Source organism: Allobosea sp. TAF32, assembly GCF_052113585.1.
GTDB lineage: Bacteria > Pseudomonadota > Alphaproteobacteria > Rhizobiales > Beijerinckiaceae > Allobosea.
This window is the reverse complement of record NZ_JBFRDM010000002.1, coordinates 38459-50440: the sequence shown is the minus strand read 5'-3', so window position 1 is coordinate 50440 and position 11982 is coordinate 38459. Positions and strand designations below refer to the sequence as shown.

Genomic DNA, 11982 nt, shown 5'->3' with positions numbered 1-11982 from the left:
GCCCAGGCGTCATGCTCGGGTTCGACCCGAGCATCTCCAGCCGGAGGAGGCTTTTGTGCTGTCTCCTCCTGCCGTCTCGTTCCGCGCTTCTCGGGTCAGCTGACGCTGCCCGAGAAGGCCGGCTGAGGCGTCCTCACACCACCGCGGTCAGGCCACCGTCGACCATCAGCAGGTGGCCGTTGACGTAGTCGGATGCCGCCGCGGACAGGAAGATGGCGGCGCCGACGAGTTCCTTCGTCTCGCCCCAGCGCCCGGCCGGAGTGCGGGTGGAAACCCAGTTCGAGAAAGCTTCGTCCGCGATCAGCGCGGCATTGATCTCGGTGGCGAAATAGCCGGGGCCGATGGCGTTGGCCTGGATATTGTGCTTGCCGAGCTCGGCGGCGAGTCCCCGCGTCATCATCTTCACCGCGCCCTTCGAGGCGGTGTAGGGGATGATGGTGGCGCGGCCGAGCTCGCTCATCACCGAGCCGATACTGATGATCTTGCCACGTTTGCGCGGCACCATCCGCTTAGCCACCGCCTGAGTGACGTAGAACACCGAATGCAGGTTGGTGTTCATCACTTCGTGCCAGCCCTCGACCGGGAATTCGGTGATCGGCGCGCGCTTCTGCATGCCGGCATTGTTGATGAGGATGTCGATCGGGCCGATCTCGGCCTCGATCGCGGAGATGCCTGCCTCGACCGCCTTCTGGTCGGTGACGTCGAAGGGGGCGATGGAGGCCTTGCGGCCGGCCGCTGTGAGCGCCTGCTGGGCACGTTCGAGCTTGGCCTTGTCGCGGCCGTTCAGCACGACATGGGCGCCGGCCTCCGACAGGCCGTCTGCGAGCGCCAGACCGATGCCCTGGCCGGAGCCGGTGACCAGCGCGATCTTGCCTTCGAGACTGAACAGCGACAGCGACATGGCGTATCCTCGCAGCGTTCTGGTGTGAGCAAATTCGGTTTGCGCAAAGACTGCATCTTTGGGTAAGCAGGTTTCAATCGATTAGACAATGATGGATTGGCTTTCTCGGCCGTCATCATGAGGAGCAAGGCGCAAGCCTTGCGTCTCGAAGGAGGCCCCCGAGGGCGCTGGATCAGCCTTCGAGACGCCGCTTCGCGGTTCCTCAGGATGAGGGCTGAGAAAAGCAGGCCAGTCGGATCAGGGAGAGCCACCATGCGGGCCGTCGTTATTCATGCCGAGAAGGATCTGCGCGTCGAGCCGACCACGGCGCCTGAATTGGGACCGCGCGACGTCCGCGTGAGGATCGAGGCCGGCGGCATCTGCGGCTCCGACCTGCACTATTATCTCCATGGGGGCTTCGGCACGATCCGCGTGCGGGAGCCGATGATCCTCGGCCATGAGATCGCCGGCCGGGTCGAGGCGGTCGGCGGCGAGGTCTCGCGGGTGCAGCCGGGCGATCGCGTCGCGGTCAATCCGAGCCGGGCCTGTGGCCATTGCCGCTACTGTCAGATGGGACTGCAGCAGCACTGCACCGACATGCTTTTCTACGGCTCGGCGATGCGCTTCCCGCATGTGCAGGGCGGCTTCCGCGACGTGCTCGTCGTCGAGGAGCGGCAGGCGGTGAAGGTCGCGCCACATGTCACCGCTGCCGAGGCCGCCTTCGCCGAGCCGCTCTCGGTCTGCCTCCATGCCGCCAAGCGTGCGGGGCCGTTGCTCGGCAAGCGCGTGCTGGTGACGGGAGCGGGGCCGATCGGCGCGCTCACCATCGTGGCCGCGAAAGCGGCGGGCGCCGCCGAGATCGTCGCGACGGATGTCGTCGACGGGCCGCTACCGATTGCGCGGAAGATGGGCGCGAGCGCAACCGTCAATGTCGCGGCCGAGCCCTATCGGCTGAAGGCGGAATACGGGCCCGAGAAGGGCGCGTTCGACGTGATGTTCGAGGCCTCCGGCAATCAGCATGCGCTGACCGGCGCCTTCGACGTGATCAGGCCGGGCGGCGTCATCGTGCAGATCGGCGTTGGCGGCCAGTTCACGCTGCCGATGAATGTCCTCGTCGCCAAGGAATTCGACCTGCGCGGTTCCTTCCGTTTCCATGAGGAGTTCGACTGGGCGGTGGCGATGATCGGCTCCGGGAACATCGATCTCTCGCCGCTGCTGACGGCGACGATCCCGGTCGACCGAGCGGTCGAGGCCTTCGATCTTGCCGCCGACAAGTCGAAGGCGATCAAGGTGCAGCTCGATTTTGCCTGAACGCCTCAGCCGGTGAGCAAGCTCGGGTCGGCGAGATGGACGAGCCGCCCGCCGGCGATGGTCGCCACCACACGCGGTGTGGGCTCGGGTCTGACGAGGACGAGGTCGGCCCTCAGGCCCGGCGCGATCCGGCCGCGGTCGGTCAATCCCAGCGCCGTCGCCGGGTTCTCCGAGACAAGCTTCCAGGCTGCGGCGAAGGAGGCCGCGCCACGCTCGGCCAGCAGGAAGGGCGCGAGCGGCAGCGCCGGGTAATAATAGTCAGAGGCCAGGATGGTGCAGAGCCCCTGGCGCACCATCTCCTCGGCAGCCGGGCAACCCGTATGCGAGCCGCCGCGCACCACGTTGGGCGCGCCGAAGACGATCGCCTCTCCAGCCCCGGCTGCTTCATGCGCCGTCGCTTCGTTGATCGGGAATTCGGCGACGGCGATTCCGAGCGCGCGATGTTCCCGCCGCATCTCAGGGCTCATGTCGTCATGGGACATGATCGGCACCCCGGCTTTGCGCGCCGCCTCGGCCAGCCTGATGATCGAGCCCGCCACCTCGCCCTTGCGGGCATAGACGCGATCGACGAGCTCCATGAATTCGCCGTGGCTCAGGCCCGTGCGCTCGACCATCTTGCCGACCTTGTCCGGCCGGTGGCGGGATTTCAGGGTGCCCTCGGTGTGGTCGTTGAAGGCGAGGACGCCGATGCGCCCCTCGGCGAGCCACGCGGCTATCTCGTCCTCGGCATCGAGGTTGAAGGTCTCGTGGCGCATGTGGAAGCGGGTATCGGCGCCCAATTCCGGCTTGAGCGCGGCGATGCGTTCGACCAGCCGGCGCGCGTTCTCCGCACCGCGCAGGCCCGGTTCCCAGGACCAGGTGACGCCGTGGAAGGCGGTGGTGATGCCGCTCGCCAGGAGAGCCCGGTCGGCGTCACGCAGCGCCAGATCGATGTCGAAGGCAACGCCCGGGCGCGGCATGATGTGGCGCTCGAAGGCATCGCCATGGCAGTCGACGATGCCCGGCAGGACAAGACAGCCTTGGGCGTGGATTACGAGGTCCGCCGTTTGCGTGCCCCCACCCAGCGAAGCGATCCGACCTCCGTCGAGCGCGACGTCCGTCGTGACGAGTTCGTCGAGGAGCGCTTGGCCGCCCGTGATCTTCATGCTCATCTTTGCCGCCCCGCTTTCGATGCCGAGGCGCGCCGCTTCGACGAGCCACATGACGAAGGCGTGACGGCAGCCATGGGAAGAGCCGTCAGAACAACCCTTCGATCCGCCCCAGCGCGTCGATATGGATACGCTCGGCCGCCGGATGACGCGGCAGGCCGGGCATCGTCATGATGTCTCCGCAGATCGCGACGACGAAGCCCGCGCCGGCCGAAAGCCTGAGCTCGCGCAGCGGCACGATATGGCCGGAGGGGGCGCCACGCAGCGCCGGGTCGGCCGAGAAGGAATACTGGGTCTTGGCGACGCAGATCGGCAGGTTACCGAAGCCGGCCGCCTCCAGCTCGGCCAGGCGGTCACGCAGCCTGCCGTCGACGCCGACGCCTGCAGCCCCGTAGATCTCGCGGGCGATCGTCTCCAGCTTCTCCCGCAGCGGCATCTCGTCGGGGTAGAGCGGGGCGAAATCGGCGTCGTCCTCGTCGGTGAGCGCGGCGACCTTGCGGGCGAGCTCCTCGGCGCCGGCGCCTCCCTCGGCCCAGTGCCGGCAGACGATCGCCTCGGCACCAAGATGGTTGCGGCAGTAGTGGCGGATCAGATCGTGCTCGGCCGCCGTGTCGGTAGCGAAGTGATTGATCGCGACGATCGGCGGCACACCGAATTTGCGGATGTTCTGGACATGGCGAGCGAGGTTGGCCATGCCGGCTTCCAGCGCCTTGAGGTTCTCCTGGCCGAGCTCGTCCTTGGCGACGCCGCCATGCATCTTGAGGGCGCGCACTGTGGCGACGACGACAGCCGCAGCGGGCTTGAGCCCGGCCTTGCGGCATTTGATGTCGAAGAACTTCTCGGCGCCGAGATCGGCGCCGAAGCCGGCCTCGGTGACGACGTAGTCGGCGAGTTTGAGCGCGGCGCGTGTCGCGATCACCGAATTGCAGCCATGGGCGATGTTGGCGAAGGGGCCGCCATGGACGAAGGCGGGCGTGCCTTCCAGCGTCTGCACCAGATTCGGCATCAGCGCGTCCTTGAGCAGGACGCTCATCGCGCCGGTCGCCTTGAGGTCGGAGGCGGTGATCAGGCGCTTGTCGCGGGTGCGGCCGACGACGATGCGGCCGAGACGCTCCTCGAGGTCGGTCGCGTCGCGCGCCAGGCAGAAGATCGCCATGACCTCCGAGGCGACGGTGATGTCGAAGCCGTCCTCGCGCGGAAAGCCGTTGCCGGGGCCGCCGAGCGAGGAGACTGTCGAGCGCAGCGCCCGGTCGTTCATGTCGAGCACGCGTCGCCAGGCGATGTGCCGGGTGTCGAATTCCAGCCCGTTGCCCCAGTAGACATGGTTGTCGACCATGGCCGCGAGCAAATTATGGGCGCTGGTGATGGCGTGGAAGTCGCCGGTGAAATGCAGATTGATCTGCTCCATCGGTACGACCTGGGCATAGCCGCCCCCGGCCGCGCCGCCCTTGACGCCGAAGCAGGGGCCGAGAGAGGGCTCGCGGAGTGCGATCAGCGCGCGCTTGCCGATGCGGGACAGGCCGTCCCCGAGACCGACCGTCGTCGTGGTCTTGCCTTCGCCGGCCGGTGTCGGGCTGATCGCCGTGACCAGGATCAGCTTGCCGTCCGGCCGCGTTTCGAAGTCGGGGATCGCCTGGGTGTCGATCTTGGCGATATGCTTGCCGTAGGGATTGAGCGCCTCCGAAGGAATGCCCGCCTGCTCGGCAATAGCGGCGATAGGTTGAAGCGTCGCGGCGCGCGCGATCTCGATATCGGTCGGCATCCGTCCTCTCGGAGACTGTACTTGCTCCGCGCCTCCCCGGGGGCAGAGCCGCGGCGACACTGGCGTGAAACGTCCGTCGCCGCCAGCGCTTTTGCCGCGGTGGCCGCCATGATGCACAGGCGTGCGGCGCTTCGCGGTGAGCGCGCCGCACGGGCCGCTCAAGCTTTCAGATGAGCGTTCTGCGGGAACAGGTACTTGAACGCTTCCGCGTCGAAATCGGTCTTGAAGGCGAACTGATCCTTAAGGGCGACCGCGCGCTGTGCGGCAGGGCGGGCCGAGATCTCGTCGAGATGGCGCTTCACATGCGGAAACATCTCCGGCCAGGTCTCGCCCACCGCGAAGGAAAGGCGGGTCGCCCAGCCCCAAATGGACATGTCGACCAGCGTGTAGACGTCCCCGAGCATGTAGCGGCGCTTGGCGAGGAGATCGTTGACGATGCCCCAGTGGCGCTCGGCCTCACGGGAATAGCGGTTGATGGCGTAGGGGATTTTCTCCGGGGCGAAGCGGCTGAAATGCACGGCCTGGCCGCAATAGGGGCCGATGCCGGTGGCGACGAACATCAGCCAGGACAGCATATCGCCGCGTGCCTTCGGCGTATTCTCAGGCAGGAACTGCCCGGTCTTCTCGGCAAGGTAGAGCAGGATGGCGTTGGAATCGAAGACGGTGACGTCGCCATCTGTGAGGGCCGGGGTCTTGGCGTTGGGGTTGATCGCCAGGAATTCCGGCTTGAACTGATCGCCCTTGCGTGTGTCGACCGGCACCATCTCGTAGGGCAGGCCAGCCTCTTCGAGGAAGAGCGCGATCTTCGCCGGGTTCGGGGACGGGTGGTAGTAGAGCTTGATCATGGGGCTCCTCGGCGGCGCTTCACGCCTGTCTCAATGCGGCGACATAGGAGACGAGATCGGTCAGCGCGGCAATGGTCGCGTCGGCCTGGAAGCCGAGCTGCTCCGGCTGCATCCTGAGCGCCTTGAACATCAGGGCCGGGTCGATCGTCGCGGCCATTTCCAGCTCGCAGCGCAGCCTGTCTGTCGAGACGCGCTCGATGCGGGCGACGTGGAAGCCGTGCGATTTGGCACCGGCGATGTCGAAGCCGTTGGAGGAGACGAAGAGGATTTCGTCACGCGTCAGCCCGAGCCGCTTCTCGACATAGGCGTAGCCACGCGGGTCGGGCTTGTAGATGCCGATCTCGTCGACGCTGATCACGGTCTCCAGCAATTCGCCGAGGCCGGCATGGGTAACGAGCCGCTTCAGCATAGCCGGGCTGCCATTCGAGAAGATGGCGAGCCGGTATGGGGCGAGCCCTTCCAGTGCCGCCCGCGCCTCCGGATAGAGGGCGAGCGCGTCATAGGCCTCGGCGATCTGCCAGACGAGATCAGGCGGCGCCGAGAGCCCGAGCGTCCGCAAGGTGAAGTCGAGCGAGTCGCGCGTGACGGTCCAGAAATCCTCGTAGCGGTCCATCAGGGCGCGCAGCCAGGTGTATTCGAGCTGCTTCAGCCGCCAGATCTGGGTGATCGTCGTGCCATGTCCGGGAAACGCTCTGTCCGTGACGGCCGCGACGGATTGCACGTCGAACAGCGTGCCATAGGCATCGAAAACCAGCGCCTTGATCGTCATCGGGGCCTCCCATTGGGGCTTCGCCGCGGTTCCGCCGCTTTCTTAGCACTCGCATAGACGAGCGGGTGCGTGATATCCGCACAAGCACCTTTCACAGATGCCGACAGGTCAAAGCCGATGCCGCCTCGCCCCGTGATGCTGATGATCCTCGACGGCTGGGGCTGGCGCGAGCAGAGCGAGAACAATGCGATCCGGCTGGCGAAGACGCCGAATTTCGATCGTTTCTGGGCGAGTTGCCCGCATGCCTTCCTTCGAACCTCCGGCCTCGATGTCGGGCTGCCCGAAGGCCAGATGGGCAATTCCGAGGTCGGGCACCTCAATCTCGGTGCTGGCCGGGTGGTGATGCAGGACCTGCCGCGGATCAACCAGGCGATCGCGGATGGCTCGATCGAGGCGGCGCTCGCGGCGTCGGGCCTCGTTGCGGCGCTGAAGGCGAGCGGCGGGGCCTGCCATCTGCTCGGCTTGGTCTCGCCCGGCGGCGTCCATGCCCATCAGGACCATGCGGTGGCGCTCGCCCATATCCTGGCGAAGCAGGGTATCCCGGTGCAGGTCCACATCTTCACCGACGGGCGCGATACGCCGCCGCAATCGGCGGCTGAGTACGTGAAAGCCTTTGCCGCCGCACTGCCGCCCGGCGCGACCATCGCCAGCGTCTGCGGCCGCTACTACGCGATGGACCGCGACAATCGCTGGGAGCGGGTCGAGAGGGCCTGGCGTGCGATGGTGCTGGGGGAGGGCGAGGCCTTCGCCACGGCCGATGCCGCGATCGCGGCTGCCTATGCCGGCAAGGTCAACGACGAATTCATCCTCCCGGCGGTGATCGGCGGCTATGCCGGAATGAAGGATGGCGACGGGCTGCTCAGCTTCAACTTCCGCTCGGACCGCATCCGCGAGATCCTGAATGCGGTGCTGGAGCCTGATTTCACCGGCTTCGTGCGCCCGCGCCGGCCGCAACTCGTCAAGGCGGTCAGCATGACCTCCTACAGCGCCGAGCTCGGCAAGATCATGCCGGCGCTCTTCCCGCCGCAGACGCTCGCCAACGGGCTGGGCGAGACGGTCGCCAAGGCCGGGCGGACGCAGATCCGCATGGCGGAGACGGAGAAGTATCCGCACGTCACCTATTTCTTCAACGGCGGCGAGGAGACCCCTTATGCCGGGGAGGAGCGGGCGATGGTGCCGTCGCCCAAGGTCGCGACCTATGATCTGCAGCCGGAGATGTCGGCGCCGGAGCTGACCGCCAGGGCGGTCGAGGCGATCGACTCCGGTCGCTACGATCTTGTCGTGCTCAATTTCGCCAATCCCGACATGGTCGGCCATACCGGCGTGCTGGCGGCGGCGATCAAAGCGGTCGAGACGGTCGATGCGGGCTTGGGCGCCATCGCCGAGGCGGTGCAGCGCCAGGGCGGCGCACTGCTCGTTACCGCCGATCACGGCAATGCCGAGCTGATGGTCGATCCGCAGACTGGCAAGCCGCATACGGCGCACACGACCAATGTCGTGCCGCTGATGCTGATCGGCGGGCAGGCCAAGGCGCTGGCGGATGGGCGCCTGGCGGACATCTCGCCGACATTGCTGGCATTGATGGGGATGGCGCAGCCAGAGGAGATGACCGGGCAGTCGCTGCTGCGCTGAAGCGCGCCGACCGACAAATGCAAAACGGCGCGGAGATGATCCGCGCCGTTTCGTTTGCTGGCTGTCGAGGCCGCCTCAGTACTTGCGCACGACCGGCGGTGCGTAGGCGACCGGCTCCGGCGTGCCGCAGCAGTTCGGGTCGCCGAAGTTCCAGCGCATGCCGATGCGGAAGTCGTGGCTGTCGATGTCCTTGGCCTTGAGCGGGCCATAGCTCTCGGGGAGGAAGGCGTTCTGGATGCGGCCCGACTGGCCGTCGCCCAGGTTGAGGTAGCGATAGCCGAGTTCGAGCGTGAGGTTCTTGTTCACCTCGTAACCGAGGCCGGCCATGAGCGCCCAGGCGACGTTGGTCTTGGTGCCGTTGTTTGCAAAACCCAGCGTCGGGAAGCCGGCGACCGAGCCCTGGTCGGTGAGGCCGCTGATGCGGTTCTGCGTGAAGCCGATGCCGGCGCCGATATACGGCGTCAGGCAGTTCCAGGTGCCGAGGTCGATATAGCCGTTGAAGAGCGTGACCAGCGAGGACAGGTTGCCCTTGTAGGTGTTGGTCTGGTTGTCGTTGATGAAGGGGTTGAAGACGATGTCGTTCACCCCGATCGACGAAGAGCCGCGATATTCGCCGGTGACGTCGAAGCGGAGCCAGTTGTTGAAGCGATAACCAATGCCGAGGCCGGCGAAGAAGGCCGAGTTGTCGGTCTTGCCGAAGAACCTGCCGCCGAACTGAGCAACATCTTCCTGAAAATACTTGCCGACGGTCTGGACGCCGACGCCGACATCGCCGCGCAGGTAGATGCCGCTGGAGATCGTGCCCTTGAGGCCGAGGGGCTCGGGCGGGGGAGGCGGAGGCGCGTAGGCCAGATCGGCCGCTTGCGCCGCGAGGGAGGCACCGAGGGTCAGGGCGCCCGCCAGCGCGAGAGTTTTCAGGCTGCCCATGGCAGTGTCCTTCGCGTTTGCGCGGCGCAAGAACGCAGCCCGCGCGAGTTACCAACGGGAAGAACCTGCCAGATATTTCTTAAATGACCCTTAACCCTAACTGCTAACCTTACTTTTGCCTGAAGAATGCCCGGATTCTTAACGAAATCTTGTCGCTTGCGGAATTGGCCGAAGCTCGAAGCGGGCACAATGGCGGGCAGGCCGCCACCCTGTCATTGGCAGGGCAGAGTCGCGTTCAGCTTGCTGCGGATGATCGGCAGCGACAGGCTCCGGAAGAAGCTGTGAAAGCGTTGGGGTGCCCGAAAGGCCAGGCGGTCGCCATGCTGCCAGACGGGAACGACCGTGCCGTTGAGATGCGCTGCCATCGCAGCAAGCCGCATTCTGTCGATCGCGGCCTCCTGAGCCACGCGGGACTGCGCGCCGAAGGAGCTTTCGACCGGAACGATGACAAAAAAATTCCCACGCTCATTCAGATGAGCGATCTGCATTTCCATCATTGATAGGCCGCACCTGTGGCCCCCCGGGGCATAGTTGGCCCCAAATAGCGTTAAGCAGCATCCTCCATTTGGATGAATACCGCGGGGCGCCGGCTACGCGAACAGCCGCTCGGCATGCCAGGCGATGTGCTGCGCCATGAAGGTCGAGACGAAATTATAGGAATGGTCGTAGCCGTCCCGCATCGTCAGCTGCAGGGGGATTCCGGCCGTTGCGCAGGCGATTTCGAGCAGTTGCGGGCGCAGGCCCTCATCGAGGAAGCCGTCGGCGGTGCCCTGGTCCACCAGCAGATCAGGGATACGATGCCCATCCGCAATCAGCAGGGTTGAATCATAGGCGCGCCAGGCCGTCTCGTCGGGGCCGAGATATTTCTCAAAAGCGGGCCGGGACCAGCCGGCGGTGGAGGGCTGGGCGATCGGCGCAAAGGCGGAGATCGACGCGTAGCGTCCGGGGTTCTTGAGCGCGAGCGTGATCGCCCCGTGCCCGCCCATGGAGTGGCCGAAGATGCCCTGCCGGCGCATGTCGAGCGGAAAATTCTTGCTGACCAGCGCGGGCAACTCGTCCCGGATATAGCTCTCCATCCGGTAGTTGCGGGCGTAGGGCTCCTGGGTGGCGTCGAGATAGAAGCCGGCGCCCGAGCCGAATTGCCAGTTGTCGGGCTCATCGGGCACGGCTTCGCCGCGCGGGCTGGTGTCGGGGCAGATGATGGCGATGCCGTTGGCGGCGGCTGCGGCGCGGTACTCGCCCTTATCCATGACATTCTGATGGGTGCAGGTCAGCCCGGAAAGATACCAGAGCACGGGAACCGGGCCATCCTCGATCTGGTGCGGCAGATAGATCGCGAAACTCATCGGGCAGGCGCAGGCCGTGCTTTCATGACGATAGACGCGCTGGGAACCGCCGAAGGCCTTGGAGGAGGAGAGGAGTTCCATATGGGGTCCTTTCTTGTGGGCGGCGGCGAGACGTCATTTTCCGGATGGGGAGCACTGTCCCGGGAGCCGGAGTTCAGAGAATGCCAGCAAAGAGGATGGCCGGGGCGCGCCCGGCCATCGCGTCCTGATGCCCGCCCTATGAGGCGGCAAAACGGCGGCTCAATACACCACGACGCTGCGGATCGACTTGCCCTCATGCATCAGGTCGAAGCCGTGGTTGATCTCGTCGAGGCTCAGCTTGTGGGTGATCAGGTCGTCGATGTTGATCTTTCCTTCCATATACCAGTCGACGATCTTCGGCACGTCGGTGCGCCCGCGCGCGCCGCCGAAGGCGGTGCCCTTCCAGACGCGGCCGGTGACCAACTGGAAGGGACGCGTCGCGATCTCCTTGCCGGCCTCGGCGACGCCGATGATGATCGACTCGCCCCAGCCGCGATGGCAGCACTCCAGTGCCTGACGCATCACATTGGTGTTGCCGGTGGCGTCGAAGGAGAAATCGGCGCCGCCGCCGGTGAGGTCGACGATCGCCTGCACCACCTTGTCGTTGCCGATCTCGGCCGGGTTGATGAAGTCGGTCATGCCGAACTTCTCGGCCATCGCGCGCTTGGCCGGATTGATGTCGACGCCGATGATCTTGTCGGCGCCGACCATGCGGGCGCCCTGGATGACGTTGAGGCCGATGCCGCCGAGGCCGAAGACCACGACGTTCGCCCCTGGCCAGACCTTGGCGGTGTAGATCACAGCGCCGATGCCGGTGGTCACGCCGCAGCCGATATAGCAGATCTTGTCGAAGGGCGCGTCCTCGCGGACCTTGGCAAGCGCGATCTCAGGCAGGACGGTGAAGTTCGCGAAGGTCGAGCAGCCCATATAGTGGAAGACCTCGCCGCCGTCGCAGGAGAAGCGGCTGGTCCCATCGGGCATCAGGCCTTGCCCCTGGGTGGAGCGGATCGCGGTGCAGAGATTGGTCCGGCGCGACAGGCAGGACTTACAGCTGCGGCATTCCGGCGTGTAGAGCGGAATGACATGATCGCCGGGCTTCAGCGTCGTCACGCCGGCGCCGACCTCGCGCACGATGCCCGCGCCCTCATGGCCGAGGATCGCCGGAAACTTGCCCTCCGAATCCAGGCCCGACAGCGTGTAGGCGTCGGTGTGGCAGATGCCGGTGGCCATGACCTCGACCAGCACCTCGCCGGCCTTGGGGCCGCCGATCTCGATGGTTTCGATGGTGAGGGGCTTGCCGGCTTCCCAGGCGACGGCGGCACGGGTTTTCATCGGGGGTTT

At 65.9% G+C, this 11982-nt stretch carries 11 protein-coding genes; 2 read left to right on the top strand and 9 right to left on the bottom strand.

Features of this window, described 5'->3' with window-relative positions; genetic code table 11:
• Positions 1 to 133 precede the first annotated feature (133 nt).
• Positions 134 to 901, bottom strand: coding sequence for an SDR family NAD(P)-dependent oxidoreductase (locus AB4Z16_RS04655; RefSeq protein ID WP_441510176.1), 768 nt, complete (start codon positions 899 to 901; stop codon positions 134 to 136).
• 252 nt (positions 902 to 1153) lie between these two features.
• Between AB4Z16_RS04655 and AB4Z16_RS04650 the strand changes: the two genes are divergently transcribed.
• Complete coding sequence (locus AB4Z16_RS04650; RefSeq protein ID WP_441510175.1) at positions 1154 to 2191, top strand: L-idonate 5-dehydrogenase; 1038 nt, start codon at positions 1154 to 1156, stop codon at positions 2189 to 2191.
• Between the two features lie 5 nt (positions 2192 to 2196).
• On the opposite strand, the gene AB4Z16_RS04645 is transcribed toward AB4Z16_RS04650, so the two are convergent.
• The 4 genes from AB4Z16_RS04645 to AB4Z16_RS04630 form a co-directional block, all read right to left on the bottom strand.
• Positions 2197 to 3342: an alpha-D-ribose 1-methylphosphonate 5-triphosphate diphosphatase gene (locus AB4Z16_RS04645; RefSeq protein WP_441510174.1), complete on the bottom strand. Its 1146-nt coding sequence runs from the start codon at positions 3340 to 3342 to the stop codon at positions 2197 to 2199.
• An 85-nt stretch (positions 3343 to 3427) separates the two neighbouring features.
• Positions 3428 to 5101, bottom strand: coding sequence for a formate--tetrahydrofolate ligase (locus AB4Z16_RS04640; RefSeq protein WP_441510173.1), 1674 nt, complete (start codon positions 5099 to 5101; stop codon positions 3428 to 3430).
• Between the two features lie 158 nt (positions 5102 to 5259).
• The gene (locus tag AB4Z16_RS04635) at positions 5260 to 5946 is read right to left on the bottom strand and encodes a glutathione S-transferase family protein (protein WP_441510172.1); all 687 of its coding nucleotides are present in this window, start codon (positions 5944 to 5946) and stop codon (positions 5260 to 5262) included.
• A 19-nt stretch (positions 5947 to 5965) separates the two neighbouring features.
• On the bottom strand, positions 5966 to 6715 hold the full coding sequence (locus tag AB4Z16_RS04630; RefSeq protein ID WP_441510171.1) for a haloacid dehalogenase type II: 750 nt from the start codon (positions 6713 to 6715) through the stop codon (positions 5966 to 5968).
• Positions 6716 to 6832: 117 nt separating this feature from the next.
• On the opposite strand from AB4Z16_RS04630, the gene gpmI reads away from it, so the two are divergent.
• On the top strand, positions 6833 to 8347 hold the full coding sequence (gene gpmI / locus AB4Z16_RS04625; protein ID WP_441510170.1) for a 2,3-bisphosphoglycerate-independent phosphoglycerate mutase: 1515 nt from the start codon (positions 6833 to 6835) through the stop codon (positions 8345 to 8347).
• Between the two features lie 75 nt (positions 8348 to 8422).
• On the opposite strand, the gene AB4Z16_RS04620 is transcribed toward gpmI, so the two are convergent.
• The 4 genes from AB4Z16_RS04620 to AB4Z16_RS04605 all read right to left on the bottom strand — a co-directional run bounded on the left by AB4Z16_RS04620 (position 8423) and on the right by AB4Z16_RS04605 (position 11973).
• The gene (locus tag AB4Z16_RS04620; protein ID WP_441510169.1) at positions 8423 to 9274 is read right to left on the bottom strand and encodes an outer membrane protein; all 852 of its coding nucleotides are present in this window, start codon (positions 9272 to 9274) and stop codon (positions 8423 to 8425) included.
• A gap of 212 nt (positions 9275 to 9486) precedes the next feature.
• The gene (locus AB4Z16_RS04615; protein WP_441510168.1) at positions 9487 to 9771 is read right to left on the bottom strand and encodes a hypothetical protein; all 285 of its coding nucleotides are present in this window, start codon (positions 9769 to 9771) and stop codon (positions 9487 to 9489) included.
• A gap of 93 nt (positions 9772 to 9864) precedes the next feature.
• Positions 9865 to 10701, bottom strand: a complete 837-nt coding sequence (fghA, locus tag AB4Z16_RS04610) for an S-formylglutathione hydrolase (RefSeq protein ID WP_441510167.1) — start codon at positions 10699 to 10701, stop codon at positions 9865 to 9867.
• Between the two features lie 159 nt (positions 10702 to 10860).
• On the bottom strand, positions 10861 to 11973 hold the full coding sequence (locus AB4Z16_RS04605) for an S-(hydroxymethyl)glutathione dehydrogenase/class III alcohol dehydrogenase (RefSeq protein ID WP_441510166.1): 1113 nt from the start codon (positions 11971 to 11973) through the stop codon (positions 10861 to 10863).
• Between the last annotated feature and the right edge of the window lie 9 nt (positions 11974 to 11982).